We start from the raw sequence: 18,158 nt of genomic DNA on the forward strand, positions 1-18,158 counted from the left end.
AACTTGCATATTAGCAGTACACCACAATTAAGCAAGTAAACTCTTGGATAACATGACGCCAAGCGCCACCACCACCGCCGATCGCATCCTGCTGCTGCTCAAAAGCCGCGGCCCGATGTCGACGGCCGCGCTGGCGGCCGCGCTGCAGACCACCACCGAGGCGGTGAGGCAGCAGGTGCACAAGCTGGCGGAGGCCGGCCTGGTGCGTGGCGTCGCCGAAGCGCCCTCAGGCGTCGGACGCCCGGGCCAGGCCTGGTCGCTGAGCGCCCGCGGCCACGCCCGCTTTCCGGACCGGCACGCCGAACTCACGCGCCAGCTGGTCGACACGGTGCGCGAGGTGTTCGGCGAAGCCGGGCTGGAGCAGCTCATCGCCCGCCGCGAAGAGGCTTCCCGCGCCAGCTACCTCGAAGCCTGCCGGGACCTGCCCGACTTGGCGCCGAGGCTGCGCAAGCTGGCCGCGCTGCGCGACCAGGAAGGCTACATGGCGCGGCTGGAGGCCGATGGCGACGACTGGCTGCTGATCGAGGACCATTGCCCGATCTGCGTCGCCGCCGAGGCCTGCCAGGGGTTCTGCCGCTCCGAGCTGGCGCTGTTCCGAGAAGTGGCCGGGCCCCAGGGGCACCTGCGCCGCGAGGAACACCTGATCGCCGGCGCGCGCCGCTGCGTCTACCGGATCACGCCGGTCACCGGTGCGCAGCCAAAGATGGGCGACACTGCGGGTTGATGCCAACCGCTCCCGATTCCCCTGCCGCCGCGCCCCCGTTCCGCCCGACTTTGCGCTTCCTGTTCGCGCATCCGGCGCACCTGATCGCCCTGGGCTTCGGCTCCGGGCTGCCGCGCCGGGCGCCCGGCACCGTCGGCACGCTCTGGGCCTGGGTCGCGTTCCTCGTGATGGAGCGCTGGCTGTCGAGCGCCGCCATCGGCTGGGTGATCCTGGCGTCGCTGCCGATCGGCTGGTGGGCCTGCACCGTGACCGCCCGCCACATGAACATCGCCGACCCCGGCTGCATCGTCTGGGACGAGGTGGTCGCCTTCTGGATCATCCTCTGGCTGGTGCTGCCGGGCGGGCTGCTGGCCCAGCTCATCGCCTTCGGGCTGTTCCGCTTCTTCGATGCCGTGAAGCCGGGCCCGGTGGGTTGGGCCGACCGGCTCTTCAAGCCGCGGGCGTCGGCCGATGGCACGGGCACGACCGGCTGGGGCGCCGCCGGCTTCGGCATCCTGTTCGACGACCTGGTGGCGGCCTTCTGCACGCTGCTGGTGATCGCCGCCTTGCGCGCATGGTGAACCCGATGAACGACCACCCGACCTCCTTGTCCGATCTCGACGTTTCCGCCCTGGTGCTCCAGCTCGCCGATTTGCTGCCGCAGAAGGGCTGGATGATGGCCACGGCCGAAAGCTGCACCGGCGGCCTGATCGCCGGCGCCTGCACCGACCTCGCCGGCTCCAGCGTCTGGTTCGAGCGCGGCTTCGTGACCTATTCGAACGAAGCCAAGAGCGAGCTGCTGGGCGTCGACGCCGCGCTGATCGAGGCCCATGGCGCGGTCAGCGAGCCGGTGGCCCGGGCGATGGCCGAAGGCGCGGTCGCCCGCTCGCGGGCCCAGGTCTCGGTCGCCGTCACCGGCGTCGCCGGGCCCAGCGGCGGCTCGGCCGACAAACCGATCGGCACCGTCTGGTTCGGCTGGTCGGTCGATGGCCGCACGCGCACCGAGCGCCGCCGCTTCGATGGCGACCGCGCGGCGGTGCGCGCGGCCACGGTGCACTACGCGCTGCAGACGTTGGTCGAGCTGCTGCGGGCGCCCCCTTGATACGATGCCGCATGTCGCCCACCGAACAGACCCTTCGCCGCTTCTACGACGCCTTCGCCCGGCTCGACGCCGACACCATGGCGGCCTGCTACGCGCCGGACGCGCGCTTCGACGACGAGGCCTTCTCGCTGCGCGGCGCGCGCGAAGTCGGCGGCATGTGGAAGATGCTCTGCAGCGGCACCCAGGCCAAGGGCGCCTCGGTCTGGAAGCTCGACTACCGCGACGTCGAGGCCGATGCCGCCGGCGGCAAGGCGCACTGGGACGCGCACTATCTCTTCAGCGCCACCGGCCGCATCGTCGACAACGCGATCGACTCGCGCTTCACCTTCACGCCCGCGGGCCTGATCGCCACCCAGCGCGACCGCTTCGACTTCTGGCGCTGGTCGCGGCAGGCGCTGGGCGCACCCGGCCTGCTGCTGGGCTGGTCGCCGATGCTGAAGAAGAAGGTGCGCGCCACCGCGGCGGCGAACCTCCAGGCCTTCCTGGCCCGCAACCCCTGACCCCACCACGGACCCGTCCATGACCGACATCACGATCGCCGACCACCCCGCCGAGCACCGCTACGAAGCCCGCATCGGCGGCGAACTCGCCGGCTACTGCGAATACAACCTGCTGAGCGAAGCCATCATGTTCACCCACACGGAAGTGCTGGAGGCCTTCGAAGGCAAGGGAGTCGGCTCGGCGCTCGCCAGGCACGTGCTCGACCAGGCCCGGGCCGACGGCAAGCACGTGATCCCGGTCTGCCAGTTCATCGCCGGCTACATCCGCAAGCACCGCGACTACGCGGACCTGGTGCGCCCCGACGTGCAGCGGGCCTTCAAGATCTGAGGCCGGGCGTCAGTCGCAGCGGTAGCTGACCTCGCCCGCCTGAACGCGCGCTGCCGCGCCGTCCAGGAAGCGGGTCGGGGCGCCGAAGTTGCGGCAGTAGGCCTCGGCATCCTGCGCGGTGGGCGACTTGAAGACGCCATCGCCGAGCCGGGTCACGCGCGGCACCGGGCGCGACGCACAGCCGGCGGCGAGCACCGCCGCCACGGCCAGGGCGCAGAGCTCAGTCTTGATAGAACACCTCGACCTTGCCCTTGAGCTTGATCAGCAGCGGCTTGCCCTTGCGGTCCAGCGTGCGGCCCGCGGGCACCTTGATCCAGCCTTCGCTGATGCAGTACTCCTCGACGTCGGAACGGTCCTTGCCGTTGAAGCGGATGCCGATGTCGCGCTCGAAGACGGCGGCGACGTGGTGCGGGCTGCGCGGGTCGATCGACAGATGGTCGGGCAGCGGGGGAAGGGGCGTGTTTTCGGTCATGTCTTGAATTTCTCGATGGGCTCCATTTTGGCCGCTCCGGCACCAGGGCCCCGTCAGGCCGCCGTCTCGGCGTGCTTTCGCTCCAGCAGCCTGACCAGCGTGTGCAGCACGCGGTTGACCGGCGTCGCCACGCCCCGCAGCGCGCCGCGCTGGAGGATGTAGCCGTTCAGGTGGTCGATCTCGCTCGCCCGGCCGCGCGCCAGGTCCTGCGCCGTGGACGAATACTGCGTCGGCATCGTCTCGGGAATGCGGCGCACCGCGAGGTCCAGGCCGCCCGGCAGCCGCACGCCGTCGGCCTCGGCGACCGCGACGCACTCGGCCACGATGTCGCGCAGCACCTCGGCCACGCCGACCCCGGCAACGATCCTGCCGTAGGGCAGCTGCGTGATGGCCGACAGGGCGTTGTAGGCGCAATTGAGGATCAGCTTGGCCCACAGCGCGCCGCGCACGTTGTCAGAGATCTCGACCGGGACCCCGGCCTCGGCCAGCGCCTGCGCCAGAGCGCCGCTGCCGGACGACGGCTCGATCACGAGTTCGCCGCGCCCGTGGTGCTTCACATGGCCCGGCCCGGCCATCTCGGTCGCGACGTAGACGACCGCCGCGGCCACCTCCTGCGGCAGCACGCCGCGCAGGCGCTCGGCGTTGTCGACCCCGTTCTGCAGGCACAGCACCAGCGCCTGCGGCTCGAGCCACGGCGCGAGCAATGCGCCGGCGGCCTCGGTGTCGGTCGACTTGACGCAGAACAGCACCAGTTCCGCGCCCTTCGCGGCGCTCGCTTCGGTGCTGGCCGCCAGCCCGATCCGTTGGTCGAAGTCCGCGGTCTCGAGCCGCAGCCCCAGGGTCCGCACGGCATCGACATGCAGCGCACGCCCGATCAGCACGACCTCGTGGCCCTGCCGCGCGAGCATCGCGCCGTAGTAGCAGCCGACCGCGCCGGCGCCCATGACTGCAATCTTCATCCCCACCTCCGATCGATCACCCGCTACGAAGACACTCGCCCCGGCCGCGGCGCGGGTGCCGGAAGCATCGCGAACCCGACGGTCGCAGCCAGCAACAGGGCGGCGATGGTCGCCAGCACCGCGGTGAAGGGCTCCGCGCCATGCGCCACCGCGATGGATGCCGCGACGCCAGTGACCCACTGCATCAGCGCCACGCCGAGGAACATCGCCATCGTGAAGACCGCCATCGCGCGGCCGGTGATCGCCGTCGGATAGGCGGCCCGCACGTCGGCATACTGCCAGACGATGAAGCCCGAAAGCAGCCCGATCGCGATCGTGCCGCCCACGTCGACCCAGGCCTCGGTGAAGAAACCGATCGCGGCGAACAACGCCGCATAGGCCAGGCTGCAGCCGATGATGCGGCGCCGCCGCACCGGGCCCTCGCGGTCGAGCCGGCCGAACAGCGGCGGGCCGACCAGCGAGATCACCGAGACGATCAGCGCGACGTTGCCGCTCTGCACCAGCGTGTAGCCGTGGCGCTCGATCAGCAGCGGCCCGAGCCAGAGCCCGCGCAGCGAGATGAAGGCCGCGTAGGTCACGGCCCCGAGCACCAGGATGCCGAGCGTGTGCGGCAGCGCGAACAGCGCGCCGAACTGACGCAGCGCCGCGAGCGCCGACTCGCGCGGCTGGCCGCCCGGGCGCGCCGGCTCGCGCACCCAGTGCCAGATCGCCAGCCAGGCCAGCACCGAGACCGCGGCGAGCACGACGAAGCCCATCCGCCAGGAGTGCTCCTGCACCAGCCACGCGAGCGGCGTGCCGGTGATCAGCATGCCGACGCCCCCGATGCCCAGCACCAGGCCCGACACCGAAGCGAAGCGCGCGGCCGGGAAATGGCGCGCGATGAACACCGTGCAGACCAGGAAGGCCGGCGCGCAGCCGACGCCGATCAGCACCTGGCCGGCCACCAGCAGCGCGTAGTCCTGGGACACCGAGGACAGCAAGGCGCCCACTATCGCGAGCGGAAAGGCGGTCAGCACGGTGCGGCGCACGCCGTGCAGGTCGATGCCGATGCCCATGAACAGCTGCATCGCGCCGAAGGAAAAATGGAAGGCGGCCGAGAACAGGCCGAGCGCCTGGGCCGAGAGCCTGAACTCCGCCTGCAGCTGGCTGGCCATGATCGCCCCGACGGTGCGGTAGGCCTGGCTCAGCGCAAAGGCGGTGCACAGGGCCAGCACCATGGCCCAGGCGGCGCGCAGCGTCAACGGCCGCGGCGCCAGTCCCGCGGCGGCCGTCTCAGCCGGCACCGTGGCACTTCTTGTACTTCTTGCCGCTGCCGCAGGGGCAGGGATCGTTGCGGCCCGGCGTCGCCTCCTTGCGGATCGTCTCGACGCGCGGCCCCATGCTGCGCCACAGCTGGCGCAGGTCGTACACGGCCCAGATCGCGGCGCCGAAGTCGTCAACCCGCTGCTGGCTGACGCTCGGCGGGCCGTCTTCGGCGTACATCGAGAGCGCCGGCTTGCCGGTGTCGTCCTCGGTCAGCGTGACGATGGCGTCGAGCGCTTCGTCGAGCATTCCGGCCGCCTCCTTGTCGCGCGGCGGTGCCCAGTCGTCGGGCCAGTTCTCGACCGCGTACATGAAGCCAAGCGCCCAGACCTGGGCGAAGGACGGGATCGCCTCCCCGGCCATCTCGGCGCGCTCCTCTTCAGGCAGGGCGGCGATCGCGCCGCGGGTGTCGAGCACCTCCGGCTGCCAGGTGCGCTCGTCGTCGAGAGACTCGACGTCGGCGTCGAGGCCGGTCTCGATCTCGCGCCAGCGCCGCTTCCAGCGCCAGACGAATTCCATGTGCTGCGCCGGCACGAAGCCCTCGCCGAGCAGCACCGGCCAGTATTCGGCTGGCTCGATCGGGCGCCGGGTGCAGACCAGCGCGGCCATGAAGCCCTCGCAGAACTCCCACTGCGGCGTCTCGTCGTCCTGCTCGCGCAGGGCGTCGAGGACCTGGTCCTGGGCGTCGAAATCGTCGGGGCCGAGCGGGGCTTGCTCGAGCGGGGCGGGGGTCGGGGTGTCGGGCTGGGTTGTCATGGCGTTACAAATGCAGCCCTCTATGATGCAGCAAGGCTTGCGGAGACCCACTATTTCGACACCGATGATTTCGCCGTTCCCGGCGCGCTACACCGCGTTCGCGCTGTCCGCGGCCGGCGCGGTCGCCAGCCTGGCGGCCGTCCTGATGGCCCCGCAGCTCTGGGCCGCCTGGGTGGCGCTGGCCGTTTTCGGAGGGCTCACGGGCACGGGCGTGCACGACCTGCGCCAGTCCCGCCACGCGATCCTGCGCAACTATCCGGTCATCGGCCACCTGCGCTTCCTGCTCGAATACATCCGCCCCGAAATGCGGCAGTACTTCATCGAAAGCGATGCCGAGGCGGCGCCGTTCTCGCGCGCCCAGCGCTCGCTGGTCTACCAGCGAAGCAAGGGCGAACCCGACAACCGGCCCTTCGGCACCCAACTCGACGTCACGGTCTCGGGCTACGAATGGATCAATCACTCGATGCGGCCAACCCGGCTGGCCGACCACGACTTCCGCATCGTCATCGGCGGCACGCCCAACCCGGCCTCGCCCGCGGGCGAGACCTGCACCCAGCCCTATAACGCGAGCGTGTTCAACATCTCGGCGATGAGCTTCGGCGCGCTGTCGGCCAACGCGATCCTGGCCTTGAACCAGGGCGCCCGCCTCGGCGGCTTCGCGCACGACACCGGCGAGGGCTCGATCTCCTCGCACCACCGCGTGCACGGCGGCGACCTGATCTGGGAGATCGGCTCGGGCTACTTCGGCTGCCGCAACGACGACGGCTCCTTCAGCGAGGAGCGCTTCATCGCCAACGCGCGCGACCCGCAGGTGAAGATGATCGAGATCAAGCTGAGCCAGGGCGCCAAGCCCGGCCACGGCGGTGTGCTGCCGGCGCCCAAGGTGACGGCCGAGATTGCCGCCGCGCGCGGCGTGCCGGTGGGTGTGGACTGCATCTCGCCGTCCTCCCACAGCGCCTTCTCGACGCCGGTCGAGATGATGCATTTCATCGCCCGGCTGCGCGTGCTGTCGGGCGGCAAGCCCACCGGATTCAAGTTCTGCCTCGGCCACCCCTGGGAATGGTTCGCGATCGTCAAGGCGATGCAGCAGACCGGCCTGACGCCCGATTTCATCGTGGTCGACGGCGCCGAGGGCGGCACCGGCGCGGCGCCGGTCGAGTTCAGCGACCACGTCGGCGCGCCGCTGCAGGAGGGCCTGCTGCTGGTGCACAACACGCTGGTCGGCGTCGGCCTGCGTGAGCGCATCAAGATCGGCTGCGCCGGCAAGGTGATCACCGCCTTCGACCTGGCGCGCATGATGGCGCTGGGCGCCGACTGGTGCAACGCGGCGCGCGGCTTCATGATGTCGCTGGGCTGCATCCAGGCCCAGGCCTGCCACACCGGCTTCTGTCCGACCGGCGTGACCACCCAGGACCCGGTGCGCCAGCAGGCGCTGGTGGTGCCGACCAAGGCCGACCGGGTGCGCAACTTCCACCGCAGCACGCTGCATGCGCTGCAGGAGCTGGTGCAGGCCGCCGGCCTCGACCACCCGCAGCAGATCACGGCCCACCACATCGTGCGGCGCATCTCCGACACCGAGGTGCGGCTGCTCAGCAACCTGGTGATGCAGGTGCGGCCCGGCGCGCTGCTCGGGCCGCTCGACGGCCAGCACAACGTGTTCCGCACCTACTGGCCGCTGGCCAGCGCCCAGAGCTTCCAGCCCCTGGCCCTATGAATCCCGTCCGACGAGGCGCGTCCACGCGCGTACAGATGCGCAAGAGCATGGCCTCCGCGCCGGCGCCGCTCGAAGCCGGCGCACCGCCGCTGCCCGAGGACTACGCCGAATTCCTGCGCGTCACCTTGCCGCAGCAGGAGAAGGCCGTGGCCAGCCACCGTTTCGGCAGCGAGCGCGTCTGGCTCAAGAAGGCCGGACCGCGCCACGGCAAGCTGCGCTACCACCTGCTGGCGGCGATCGCCGGTGCGCTGCGGCTCGACGTGCTCAAGCCGGTGCCGAATCCGGGCGGCGAGGCGGCGATCGCGATCGAGGCCGAGCGGCTGCGCGAGCTCGGCGCCGCCGGGCTCAGGGTGCCGGCGGTGCTGGCGCAGCAGGCCGACGGGCTGCTGATCTCCGACCTCGGGCAAAGCGGGCGCCCGCCTGTGGTGCTGCAGGAGCGGCTCGACCAGGCGGCGGCCGCCGGGCCGGCGGCGCTGCTGGCGACCTGGCGCGAAGGCCTGGCCGCGATCGCGCTCGTGCATGCGCGCCAGACCTACCTGAGCCAGGCCTTCGACCGCAACCTCGTGCAGTGCCCCGACGGCACCATCGGCTACATCGATTTCGAGGACGATCCCGGCGAGACGCTGCCGCTGGCCGAATGCCAGGCGCGCGACTGGCTCAGCTACCTGCACTCCACCGCGATGCTGGTCGACGCCGCCTCGCCGCATGCGGCCGCCGCCCAATGGCACGAAGTGCTGGACCAGGCCAGCGAGGACGTGCGCGACCGGCTGGCGATCGCGGCGGGGCGCATGCGCTGGCTGCGGCACCTGCCCGCGGGCCGGCGCTGGGGCCGCGACACGCAGCGGGTGCGGGCCGTGGCGCGCTTGCTGGCGCGCTGGTACGGCCGCTAGAACGCAGGCGACACCGCGACGCCGCGGGCCGCCAGCCGCTTGCGCATCGACAGCACCGCGCGGTCCTTGCTCAGCAGCCGCGCGCCATGCGCCACGGCGAGATCGATGAAGACCTGGTCGTCGGGATCGCTGCACACGCAGGGTGCGCGCGGCGGCGCGCCCTCGATCCGGCGCGTGCGGGCATCGAAGGCCGCCAGCACCGCGGCGGCCTGCCGCCCGCTGGCCTGCAGCCGGCGGGCGATCAGCGGATAGCCGAGCACGCGCGCCAGTTCGTCGCGCATCGCGGCGGTCGCGATCCATTCGAGCGCGCCGGCCGCCAGGGCTTCCACCAGCGGCGCCTGGGCCGGGTCGTCGAACACCAGCAGGTCGAGCGCGATGTTGGTGTCGATGACGACCCGCACCGGAGACTCAGCCGCGCTTGGGGATATTGAGCCCGGCCACCACCGCGGGGCGCTTCAGGAAGGCCTCCAGCACGCGGCCCACGTTCGGGAAATCGGCAAAGCCGACCAGATCGCCGGCCTCGTAGAAGCCGATCAGGTTGCGCACCCACGGGAAGGTCGCGATGTCGGCGATCGTGTAGGCGTCGCCCATCAGCCAGGCGCGGCCGGCCAGCCGCTGCTCCAGCACGCCGAGCAGGCGTCGCGATTCGGCCACGTAGCGGTCGCGCGGGCGCTTGTCCTCGTAGGCCTTGCCGGCGAACTTGCTGAAGAAACCGAGCTGGCCGAACATCGGGCCGATGCCGCCCATCTGGAACATCAGCCACTGCAGGGTCTGGTAGCGTCCGGCCGCATCCTGCGGGACCAGTTGGCCGGTCTTGTCGGCCAGGTAGATCAGGATCGCGCCCGATTCGAACAGTGCCAGCGGCTCGCCGCCCGGACCGTTCGGATCGAGGATGGCCGGGATCTTGTTGTTCGGGTTGATCGACAGGAAGGCCGACGACGTCTGGTCGTTGGTCTCGAAGCTGACCAGGTGCGGCTCGTAGGCGAGCCCGGTCTCCTCGAGCATGATCGACACCTTGACGCCGTTGGGCGTCGGCAGCGAATAGAGCTGCAGGCGGTCGGGGTGGGTGGCGGGCCATTTCCTGGTGATCGGGAAGGCGGACAAATCGGTCATGAAGATTCCTGTGTCGGGCCGCAGCGGCCCGGGGTGGGCCGCATTCTGTCTCAAGCGGCCTTGCCGCGTGCGGAGCCCGCCACCATGTCGAACCTGAAGAGCCGGCACTCGATCGGGCCGTTCCACATGGGCACCCGGCGCGACTCCTTCAGGCGCATGCGCTTGGGCAGCTGCAGCTCGGGCGTCAGCACCCAGGCGGTCCAGCCGGCGTAGTTCTTTTTCCAGTGGCTGGCGAGCTGGACGAAGAACTCGCCGCCATCCTCGGTCTGCGCATCCTCGCGGCCGCGGGCCACGCCGCCGACTTCGATCCGCTCGCCATAGGGCGGGTTGAGCACGATCACGCCCGATTCGGCCGGCGGCATGCGCTGCAGGGCATCGCCGCCGCGAAACTGGATCGCCGACGCCACGCCGGCGCGCTCGGCGTTGCGCTCGGCGAAGTCGACCATGCGGTGCGAGACGTCGGAACCGAAGATCGCCGGCGGCTGCGGCGGCGACGCCGGCACCGACGCGGCCTTCAGGGCCGACCAGACATGGGGCTGGAAGGGCAGCAGCTTCTCGAAGCCGAAGCGCCGCAGCGAGCCGGCGGCGATGCCCGAGGCGATCTGCGCCGCCTCGATCGCGATCGTGCCGCTGCCGCAGCAGGGGTCGTAGAGCGGCTGGGCGGCCACCGCGCCGGTTTCCGGGTTCCACCAGCCGCTGGCCGCCAGCATCGCCGCCGCCAGGGTCTCCTTGAGCGGCGCATCGCCCTTGTCCTGGCGCCAGCCGCGCTTGAACAGCGGCTCGCCCGAGGTGTCGATGTAGAGCGTGCAGGTGTCGGTCGTGAGGTGGGCGAAGACGCGGCAGTCGGGCCACTGGGTCTCGATGCTCGGGCGCACCCCGCCCGCCTTGGCGCGGAAGCGGTCGGCGATCGCGTCCTTGATGCGCAGGGTGGCGAAGTTCAGGCTCTGCAGCGGGCTGTGCTGGGCCGTGGTCTCGATCTTGAAGGTCTGCTTCGGCGTGAACCAGATCTCCCAGGCAACCCCGCTGGCGATCGCGTAGAGGTCGTTCTCGCTGCGGTAGGGCGCATGCGCGAGTTCGATCAGCACCCGCTGGGCCAGCCGGCTGTGCAGATTGAGCTTGAGCGCGTCGCGCCAGTCGGCGCGCACCCGCACGCCGCCGCGCAGGGTGAGCAGGTCCTGCCCCATGCGCCCGGTCAGCGCATGCACTTCCTGCGCCAGGAAATCCTCGACGCCGGCGGCGCAAGGGAGAAAAAGCGAGAGATCGTTCACGCCGCGATTGTCGCCTCGACAGGGCCCGGCCAGCCGTCGGCTGTTCTATAGTCGACCGGCCGATGAGCTTCTCGCCCACCCCCGCACACCCCGAGGCCGCCGGCGCGGACCGGTTCGCCATACGCTGCGAGGTGCTGCGGCTCAGCGCCCAGCCGAGCGGCGCGGTGCTGTCGGTGCAATTCCTGCTCGACTGCGGCGTGGCGGCCCTGTTCGCCTGGCAATACTCTGTGCCGCACGCCGCCGCCTGGCTCGCGCTGATCGCGGCCACCACCGCCTGGCGCGGCTTCTTCCCGCAACGGCTCCCCGTGCCGCTGACCGCCGACAACCTGCCGCCGGCACTGCGCCAGCACACGCTGCGCATCGCGCTGCACGAGGGCGCCCACGGGCTGGCCGGCGTCCTGCTCTTCAACCCCCACGATCCGACCTCGCAGCTGATGATCGGCCTGGTGGTGATGGCGATGACGTTGTCCTCGGCCTTCTCGGTTTCCTACTACACGCCGGCGATGCAGCTCGCGATCACCTTGCTGCTGGCGCCGGTGATCGCGATGGGGCTGGCGCTGGGCGCGCCGGTCATGAAGGTGTTGTCGCTGCTCGGCATCGGCCTGCTGGCGATGGTCTGGAAGCTGGTGTCGGAGCGCTCCCGCCAGCTCGAGGAGAACATCGGCCTGCGCCACAACGAAAGCACGCTGCGCCAGCAGGCGCTGGCCGGGCTGCAGGAAGCGCAGCAGGCCGAGGCCGAGCGGCTGCGCTTCTTCTCGGCCGCCAATCACGACCTGCGCCAGCCGGTGATGGCGATGGGCTTGCAGGCCGAGGTGCTGCGCCAGCAGCTGCATGCGGGCGAGGACATGGCCCGCGTGATGAACACGGTCGCCGCGCTGTCGCGGGCCCAGCAGGCGCTCGAGGGGCTCACCAACCAGTTGCTCGAGATCGGCCGCATCGAGGCCGCCGCCGACCCGATCGCGCCGGTGGCGATCGCGCTGGCGCCGCTTTTGAACGAATTCGCGCGCCAGGCCGGCAGCGGCCGCGTGCGGGTGCGCTGCCCGGCCACGGCCGTGGTCTGGACCGACCTGGTGGCGCTGCGCCGGATCCTCGGCAACCTGGTCGACAACGCGCTCAAGTTCACGCCCCGGGGGCGGGTGCTGCTGGCCTGTCGCCAGCGCGGCGAGCGCTGGCGCATCGAGGTCCGGGACGCCGGCATCGGCATCGCGCCGGAGGCCCAGGATCGCGTCTTCGGCGACTTCGAGCAGGTCGGCAATGTCGAGCGCAACCTGCAGCGCGGCCACGGGCTGGGCCTGGCGATCGTGCGGCGGCTGGCGCTGAGGCTGGGCGTCGAGATGTCGCTGCGCTCGGCGCCGGGGCGCGGCTCGGTGTTCGCCTTCGCGCTGCCCGCGGCCCCGCCGGGGGTGCCGCTGGCGCCGACACCGGTGGCGGACGCCGAGGCCGCGCAGGCGCCGCAGCCGCTGCGTCCCGGCCTGGTCGTGCTGGTGGTCGAGGACAACGCCGTGGTGGCCGACGGCATCGCGGCGCTGCTGCGCCTGTGGGGCGCCCGGCCGCAGCTCTGCGGCAGCGCGGCCGAGGCGCTCGCGCTGCCCGACCTGGCACCTTTCGACATCGCGCTGTGCGACATCCGGCTGCCCGGCCGGCTTGACGGCATCGCGCTGGCGACCGAGCTCCAGCGCCGCCGCCCATCGCTGCCGATCGCGCTGGTCTCGGCCGACATCGACGACGCGACCCGGCAGCTGGCGCACGAGCGCGGCTGGCAGGCGCTGCGAAAGCCCGTCCACCCCGCCACGCTGCAGGCGCTGCTGCGGCGCTTGCAGCGCTGAAGCGCCTATGCTGCCGCCATGTCCCCCGCGCTGCAGTCCTCCCCGGCCAAGTCCCGCGACGCCCCCCGCTACGGGCCGGTGGCGATCGCCCTCCACTGGCTGCTGGCGCTGATGATCCTGACCTCTTTCTGCGTCGGCCTGTCGATGACCGGCCTGCCCTTCTCGCCGCTGCGCCTCAAGCTCTACAACTGGCACAAGTGGGCCGGCATCACGATCCTGGCGCTGTCGGCGGTTCGGCTGCTGTGGCGCCTGTCGCACCCGCCGCCGCCGCTGCCCGCGCCCATCCGCTCGGCCATGCCAGGCTGGCAGCTGGCCGCCCACCGCGGGCTGCACGCCCTGCTCTACCTGCTGTTCTTCGCCGTGCCCCTGCTGGGCTGGGCCTACAGCTCGGCGCTCGGTGTCCCGATCGTCTGGCTCGGCGTGCTGCCTCTGCCGGACTTCGTGCCGGTCGACAAGGATTTCGCCGAAGCGGTGCTGAAGCCGCTGCACGCCCTCGGCGCCTTCAGCCTGGCCGCTGTGGCCGGGGTCCATGCCGCCGCCGCCCTGAAGCACCATTTCATCGACCGCGACGGCCTGCTCGGTCGCATGTCGCCCTTCCCACGCCGGAATCGCCTGCCATGACGTTTTCATTCCCGGGCCGCCACCTGCTGTGCGCGGCCGCGCTGCTCGCCGTCCCTGCGGCCGGCGCCGAACCGGTCACGCCGGCGACGCTGCTGCCGGCCCAGAGCCAGATCGTCTTCGTGACCCGGCAGATGGGCGTGCCGGTGGAAGGCTCGTTCAAGAAATTCGACGCCCAGGTGGCCTTCGATCCGCGCAAGCCCGAAGGCGGCAGCGTGGCACTGCAGATCGAGGTCGGCAGCGCCAGCCTGGGCATCCCGCAGAGCGACGCCGAACTGCCCAAGGCGGCCTGGTTCGACAGCCAGCACTTCCCCAAGGCCGAGTTCCGCTCCAGCGCGATCAAGGCGCTCGGCGGCGGCCGCTTCGAGATCGCCGGCAAGCTCACGATCAAGGGCAGCACCCGGGACGCGCTGGTGCCGGTCGAGATCACGCAGTCGGCCGGCCAGTCGACCGCGAGCGGAAGCCTCACGATCCAGCGCCTCGCCTTCAAGATCGGCGACGGCGAATGGACCGACACGTCGGTGGTGGCCGACGACGTCCAGGTCCGCTTCAAGCTGGTGCTGGCGGGACTCGGTCCGCTGTGAGCCCGCCACCCTCTCCACGTCCATCCGAAAGCTCGTCATGAAGAAACTGCTCACGCTCGCCGCGCTGACGACTGCGACGGCACTGGCCGGCGCCCAGCAGGCGCCCGAAGCCGCCGCCAAGCCGGCCGGCGGCCCGGTCAAGGGCGCCACCTACGTGGTCGACCCGACCCACACCTTCGTCAACTACGAGATGGGCCACTACGGCACCACCACCAACCGCGGCCGCTTCAGCACCAAGGACGGCAGCATCAAGATCGACCCGTCGGGCAGCACCGGCAAGGTCGACATCACGATGGACATCAGCTCCATCAACACCGGCGTCGACCTGCTCAACCGGCATCTGATGAGCAAGGACTTCTTCAACGTCGCCGAGTTTCCGACCGCGCGCTTCGTCGCCGGCCAGATCGACTTCAGCGGCGACAAGGTCACGCAGGTCAACGGCACGCTGACCCTGATGGGCCAGACCCGCCCGGTGCTGCTCAAGGCCAACCGCTTCAACTGCTACCTGAGCCCGCTGATCAATCGCCAGATCTGCGGCGGCGACTTCGAGACCACGGTCGAGCGCAGCCAGTGGGGCATCAGCTGGGGCCTGGCCTTCGGCTTCGAGGACAAGGTCCGGCTGCTGGTGCAGGTCGAGGCGGTCAATATCCAGTGAATCGGCGGGCGGCGCGATCGACGTTTGCATTCGCGTTGCATTCACCCATGGTTTTCCTTTAGTCGCAGGCGCCTGATCGCTTGATTTGAATCAAGGCGACCCGTTCACGCGGGGCGGTGGCAAACGTACGCTACACCGTAGTCGATCCTCTGCGGATCGGCTGCAGGGATGCAGAGGCGTTATCCGGTCACGGATCCATCGCCTCGCCGATATCGTCACACAGCCATAAAAAGGGATTGATCATGAGCGTTGTATTCACCCGCATCGGAACCCCGCTGCCCGGCAAGCAGGCCGAGGCTTTCGAATTCGCAAGGGCCGCGCCGCCGCAGTCAACAAGGCCTACGGCACCAATGCCGAGGTCCATGTCCGCATCGGCGGCCCGATCGGCCAGATGGTCATGGTGTCCTACCACAAGAGCATCCAGGAACTCGAGGACATCAAGCGCCGCGTCATCGAGGACTCCTCCAGCGGCAAGATCCCGGTGGCACCCGAAGGCATCTTCTCGAGCGTCGAAGACGCCATCTGGCTGACCAAGTAGGCGAGCCCGCCAGCGCGGTCCCGATTCGCCGGCCCGGCTTCCTCCGAAGCGCCGGCGAATCTTCGTTTCGAGCCCACGCGGCCGATCCGGGTCAAGAACAAAACCAGCAGGCCGCCGAGGCCACTGCCACCATTCAGGCGGGGAGACACATGAAATCACAGAGTTCCATGCGGTGGTACGGCATCACCACGCTGTTCGTCGTCGTTGCCATCTCCTACATCGACCGCATCAACATCGCCATCCTGTTCAACAACGCCGACTTCCTGGAGCACATCGGGCTGACGCTCGACGACAAGGGCAGGCAGGGCTTCCTGGCCACCGCCTTCATGCTGGGCTACGGCATCTCGGCCTTCATCTTCACGCCTTTCTGCGCCGCGCTCTTCGGCGTGCGCAACAGCCTGCTCGGCGGACTCCTGATCTGGGGCGGGGTCACGGCGATATCGCCCTCGTTCGACAGCTACGGCAGCCTGCTGGCGTCGCGGGTCCTGCTCGGCGTCTCCGAAGGCCCGCTCTTCTCGCTCGCCTCCGCCTACATCAAGGCGCATTTCGAAGACCGCGAGAACGGCAAGCCGAATGCCTTCGTGAACATGGGCACCGGCCTCGGCCTGGCCGTCGGCTTCCCGCTGATCAGCCTGATGCTGGTGCACTTCCAGTGGCAGACCTCGTTCTACCTGCTGGGCCTGGTGAATGTCGCACTGGGCATTCCGCTCGTCTTCGCCTTCATCCACATGCCCAAGACCATCGGCCACCAGGCCCGGCCGGAATCCGTCGGCGCCGCCCTCAGCCAGATCCAGGGCATCATCAAGGGCGCCCTCCAGACGCGCCATCTGCTGCTGATCACGGTGCTCACCTCGGCGGCGCTGGCCTACCTGTGGGGCGCCAGCAACTGGCTGCCTGCCTACCTGGAGCAGGCACGCGGCTTCAGCCGCGCGGAAATGGGCTGGCTCGCCTCCCTGCCGCAGTACGCCACGGTGCTGGCGGTCCTGCTCGGAGGCATCCTGCTCGACCGGATCGACCGCCCGCAGGTGCCGCTGGTCTTCATGGCCGCCAGCGTCGGCGTTGCGCTGTCGGTGCTGCTGGCCATCAACGTCGAAGACGGCTATTCGGCCACCTACTGTCTGATCGCCGCCAGCTTCTGCTGGGGCCTGCTGAGCCCGGCCATTCCGAGCACGGTGCAGTACTTCTCGCGGCCGGAACACGTTGCCAGCGCCTTCGGCGTCGTCAATGGCACGGGCAGCCTGGTGGCCGGCTTCATGCCGGCGCTGATGGGCATCGTGATCGGCTCCGTTTCCGCCAACACCGACGGAACGGGCGGCGCGGCCGCCGGTTTCTTCGCCGGCTTCGCGCTGCTCATCGGTACGCAGGCGATCGTCTTCGCCTGCGGCGGCATCCTCTGGTGGCGCGAGCGCAAAAGCAGCCTTCCGCCCGGTGTCGTGCTGGGCGCATCCGGCTGATGGTCGCCAGGTCCCTGGAACCCGCTCGAGTGACAGCCCCCACACAACGCTACCTTGAAATTCTCCGCAACCTGCCTCTGTTCCTGGAGGTCAGGCAGGCGGACCTCGATGCGCTCGTGCCATCGGTTCGAACCGTGCACGCCGAACGCCGGAAGGTGCTGTTCAAGCGAGGTGACCCCTGCGAGGGCTTCCATATGCTGGTGTCGGGCAAGGTCAAGCTGTCTCTGGTGTCTTCGCAGGGCGTCGACAAGCCATTGGACATCGTCACTTCCGGCGGCAGCTTCGGAGACATCACGATGCTGCTGGAGCGCCCGTACTACCTGACTGCGCAGGCGCTCGAAGACAGCCTGCTGCTCTACCTTCCGCGCAATGCGATCGTGCGGTTGATCGAGAGCGACAGCCGCTTCGCGATGCGCATGCTCGCCAGCCTGTCGATGCGGATGCGCAACGTGGTCGACGACATCGAATGCTTCTCGCTGCAGCCCCCTGCCGCGCGGCTGGTGACGTACCTGCTGCGCCTGCTTCCACCGGGCAGCATGACGCCCGCCAAGATCGAACTGTCGATGCACAAGAACGTGGTCGCGGCGCAGCTCAACCTCACGCCGGAGACCCTGTCGCGCTACTTCCGCGAACTGGCCGACCGCGGGCTGCTCAGCCTGGAGGGGCGCACGATCGTGGTCAACGACATCGACCGGCTTGGCGAGTACGTGGCGGATCGAACCAAGCTTTGAGCCGCGGGTCCGGTGGGATCGCCCCGAGGCAGATCCCGCATGTGTTCTTTTATTCCACAGGAGATCATCAAGTGAATTTCTTCAGCGTCTTCTTGCTTGCTGCGTCACTGACGGGTGCAAGCGTTGCCATTGCATCGAACGATGCGCAGACCCAACACGCGAGTACGACGGGCTCGCCGTGGCTGTCTTCCCGGCTGATCACGCCCCACCTGACAGTCAAGAACGTCACCGCCAGCAAGCAGTTCTACACGCAGACCTTCGGCTTCAAGCTGCGCTACGAAAACCTCAAGGATGGCCTTCCCGTGCACGTCGAGATGGACTATCACGGCGAACTGGCGCTCATGTTCGTGCCGGAGAACGTCGGTGGCCGCCCGACATTGGCGCCGATCTCTTTCGCCGACCCCAGGCAGCACACCGCCTACTTCTACATCTACGTAGACGACGTGGATGCGGTGGCTGCGCGTGCGAGGGCTGCTGGCGGAACGGTGCTCGAGCCGCCCCGTGACGCCCCCTGGGGGGATCGGTTCGCCCTCATCGCGGACATCAACGGCTACCACTGGGGCTTGGCGCAGACCCGAGAACCAGGCTTCCCCACATTCGACCCGCGCCAACGGTCGTCGAAGTGAGTCAAGTCCGCAGCGCTCC

Annotated in this window: 24 protein-coding genes; 15 read left to right on the top strand and 9 right to left on the bottom strand. The window is 69.8% G+C overall.

Features of this window, described 5'->3' with window-relative positions:
- Positions 1-52 precede the first annotated feature (52 nt).
- The 5 genes from QZH52_RS16680 to QZH52_RS16700 are packed head-to-tail and all read left to right on the top strand — an operon-like array spanning position 53 to position 2,633.
- Complete coding sequence (locus tag QZH52_RS16680) at positions 53-724, top strand: helix-turn-helix transcriptional regulator (protein WP_301810982.1); 672 nt, start codon at positions 53-55, stop codon at positions 722-724.
- Positions 724-1,284, top strand: coding sequence for a phosphatidylglycerophosphatase A family protein (locus QZH52_RS16685; RefSeq protein ID WP_301810983.1), 561 nt, complete (start codon positions 724-726; stop codon positions 1,282-1,284). Before QZH52_RS16680 ends, QZH52_RS16685 begins: the two co-directional genes overlap by 1 nt.
- Positions 1,278-1,805: a CinA family protein gene (locus QZH52_RS16690; RefSeq protein ID WP_436411594.1), complete on the top strand. Its 528-nt coding sequence runs from the start codon at positions 1,278-1,280 to the stop codon at positions 1,803-1,805. The genes QZH52_RS16685 and QZH52_RS16690 overlap by 7 nt, the downstream gene beginning before the upstream one ends.
- 11 nt (positions 1,806-1,816) lie before the next feature.
- Positions 1,817-2,305 carry a nuclear transport factor 2 family protein gene (locus QZH52_RS16695; protein WP_301810987.1) on the top strand — a complete coding sequence of 163 codons (489 nt, stop codon included), beginning with the start codon at positions 1,817-1,819 and terminating at the stop codon, positions 2,303-2,305.
- A 19-nt stretch (positions 2,306-2,324) separates the two neighbouring features.
- Complete coding sequence (locus tag QZH52_RS16700; RefSeq protein ID WP_353506398.1) at positions 2,325-2,633, top strand: GNAT family N-acetyltransferase; 309 nt, start codon at positions 2,325-2,327, stop codon at positions 2,631-2,633.
- 9 nt (positions 2,634-2,642) lie between these two features.
- On the opposite strand, the gene QZH52_RS16705 is transcribed toward QZH52_RS16700, so the two are convergent.
- From QZH52_RS16705 to QZH52_RS16725, 5 genes are all read right to left on the bottom strand, one after another.
- The gene (locus tag QZH52_RS16705) at positions 2,643-2,789 is read right to left on the bottom strand and encodes a hypothetical protein (RefSeq protein WP_301810988.1); all 147 of its coding nucleotides are present in this window, start codon (positions 2,787-2,789) and stop codon (positions 2,643-2,645) included.
- Positions 2,790-2,853: 64 nt separating this feature from the next.
- On the bottom strand, positions 2,854-3,105 hold the full coding sequence (locus QZH52_RS16710) for a DUF3297 family protein (protein ID WP_286372029.1): 252 nt from the start codon (positions 3,103-3,105) through the stop codon (positions 2,854-2,856).
- Positions 3,106-3,158: 53 nt separating this feature from the next.
- Positions 3,159-4,064 carry a ketopantoate reductase family protein gene (locus QZH52_RS16715; protein ID WP_301810991.1) on the bottom strand — a complete coding sequence of 302 codons (906 nt, stop codon included), beginning with the start codon at positions 4,062-4,064 and terminating at the stop codon, positions 3,159-3,161.
- A gap of 23 nt (positions 4,065-4,087) precedes the next feature.
- Positions 4,088-5,281: an MFS transporter gene (locus tag QZH52_RS16720; RefSeq protein ID WP_301811243.1), complete on the bottom strand. Its 1,194-nt coding sequence runs from the start codon at positions 5,279-5,281 to the stop codon at positions 4,088-4,090.
- Between the two features lie 55 nt (positions 5,282-5,336).
- Entirely contained in the window at positions 5,337-6,122 is a 786-nt protein-coding gene (locus tag QZH52_RS16725; protein WP_301810993.1) for a UPF0149 family protein, read from the bottom strand.
- A 64-nt stretch (positions 6,123-6,186) separates the two neighbouring features.
- Between QZH52_RS16725 and QZH52_RS16730 the strand changes: the two genes are divergently transcribed.
- Both QZH52_RS16730 and QZH52_RS16735 read left to right on the top strand, forming a co-directional pair.
- Positions 6,187-7,836 carry an FMN-binding glutamate synthase family protein gene (locus tag QZH52_RS16730; protein ID WP_301810995.1) on the top strand — a complete coding sequence of 550 codons (1,650 nt, stop codon included), beginning with the start codon at positions 6,187-6,189 and terminating at the stop codon, positions 7,834-7,836.
- Positions 7,833-8,726, top strand: coding sequence for a BUD32 family EKC/KEOPS complex subunit (locus tag QZH52_RS16735; RefSeq protein ID WP_301810997.1), 894 nt, complete (start codon positions 7,833-7,835; stop codon positions 8,724-8,726). The genes QZH52_RS16730 and QZH52_RS16735 overlap by 4 nt, the downstream gene beginning before the upstream one ends.
- Here the strand turns inward: QZH52_RS16735 and QZH52_RS16740 are convergent.
- Genes QZH52_RS16740 through QZH52_RS16750 form a run of 3 tightly spaced genes read right to left on the bottom strand, consistent with a single transcriptional unit; the run spans position 8,723 to position 11,107 of the window.
- A complete protein-coding gene (locus tag QZH52_RS16740) occupies positions 8,723-9,127 on the bottom strand; it encodes a putative toxin-antitoxin system toxin component, PIN family (protein WP_301810998.1) in 405 nt (134 codons plus the stop codon). The genes QZH52_RS16735 and QZH52_RS16740 overlap by 4 nt on opposite strands.
- A gap of 7 nt (positions 9,128-9,134) precedes the next feature.
- A complete protein-coding gene (locus QZH52_RS16745; protein ID WP_301810999.1) occupies positions 9,135-9,839 on the bottom strand; it encodes a glutathione binding-like protein in 705 nt (234 codons plus the stop codon).
- A gap of 50 nt (positions 9,840-9,889) precedes the next feature.
- Positions 9,890-11,107: a THUMP domain-containing class I SAM-dependent RNA methyltransferase gene (locus QZH52_RS16750; protein WP_301811000.1), complete on the bottom strand. Its 1,218-nt coding sequence runs from the start codon at positions 11,105-11,107 to the stop codon at positions 9,890-9,892.
- Between the two features lie 62 nt (positions 11,108-11,169).
- Here QZH52_RS16750 and QZH52_RS16755 point away from each other — a divergent pair, with 62 nt between their 5' ends.
- The 4 genes from QZH52_RS16755 to QZH52_RS16770 are packed head-to-tail and all read left to right on the top strand — an operon-like array spanning position 11,170 to position 14,790.
- Positions 11,170-12,933: an ATP-binding response regulator gene (locus QZH52_RS16755; protein ID WP_301811002.1), complete on the top strand. Its 1,764-nt coding sequence runs from the start codon at positions 11,170-11,172 to the stop codon at positions 12,931-12,933.
- 18 nt (positions 12,934-12,951) lie between these two features.
- Positions 12,952-13,554: a cytochrome b gene (locus tag QZH52_RS16760; protein WP_301811004.1), complete on the top strand. Its 603-nt coding sequence runs from the start codon at positions 12,952-12,954 to the stop codon at positions 13,552-13,554.
- Entirely contained in the window at positions 13,551-14,135 is a 585-nt protein-coding gene (locus QZH52_RS16765; protein WP_301811006.1) for a YceI family protein, read from the top strand. The genes QZH52_RS16760 and QZH52_RS16765 overlap by 4 nt, the downstream gene beginning before the upstream one ends.
- 37 nt (positions 14,136-14,172) lie before the next feature.
- Positions 14,173-14,790, top strand: a complete 618-nt coding sequence (locus QZH52_RS16770; protein ID WP_301811007.1) for a YceI family protein — start codon at positions 14,173-14,175, stop codon at positions 14,788-14,790.
- Positions 14,791-14,977: 187 nt separating this feature from the next.
- Here the strand turns inward: QZH52_RS16770 and QZH52_RS16775 are convergent, their stop codons facing one another.
- On the bottom strand, positions 14,978-15,154 hold the full coding sequence (locus QZH52_RS16775) for a hypothetical protein (RefSeq protein ID WP_301811009.1): 177 nt from the start codon (positions 15,152-15,154) through the stop codon (positions 14,978-14,980).
- Positions 15,155-15,181: 27 nt separating this feature from the next.
- On the opposite strand from QZH52_RS16775, the gene QZH52_RS16780 reads away from it, so the two are divergent.
- From QZH52_RS16780 to QZH52_RS16795, 4 genes are all read left to right on the top strand, one after another.
- The gene (locus tag QZH52_RS16780; RefSeq protein WP_301811010.1) at positions 15,182-15,328 is read left to right on the top strand and encodes a hypothetical protein; all 147 of its coding nucleotides are present in this window, start codon (positions 15,182-15,184) and stop codon (positions 15,326-15,328) included.
- Positions 15,329-15,477: 149 nt separating this feature from the next.
- A complete protein-coding gene (locus tag QZH52_RS16785; protein ID WP_301811011.1) occupies positions 15,478-16,782 on the top strand; it encodes an MFS transporter in 1,305 nt (434 codons plus the stop codon).
- 29 nt (positions 16,783-16,811) lie between these two features.
- Positions 16,812-17,513 (top strand): Crp/Fnr family transcriptional regulator, encoded by a 702-nt coding sequence (locus QZH52_RS16790; RefSeq protein ID WP_301811013.1) that lies wholly within the window; start codon positions 16,812-16,814, stop codon positions 17,511-17,513.
- Between the two features lie 71 nt (positions 17,514-17,584).
- Positions 17,585-18,139 (top strand): VOC family protein, encoded by a 555-nt coding sequence (locus QZH52_RS16795; RefSeq protein WP_301811015.1) that lies wholly within the window; start codon positions 17,585-17,587, stop codon positions 18,137-18,139.
- Positions 18,140-18,158: the final 19 nt, after the last annotated feature.

The sequence above is a fragment of the Variovorax ginsengisoli genome (assembly GCF_030486595.1).
In the GTDB taxonomy this organism is placed as follows: domain Bacteria; phylum Pseudomonadota; class Gammaproteobacteria; order Burkholderiales; family Burkholderiaceae_C; genus Variovorax; species Variovorax ginsengisoli_B.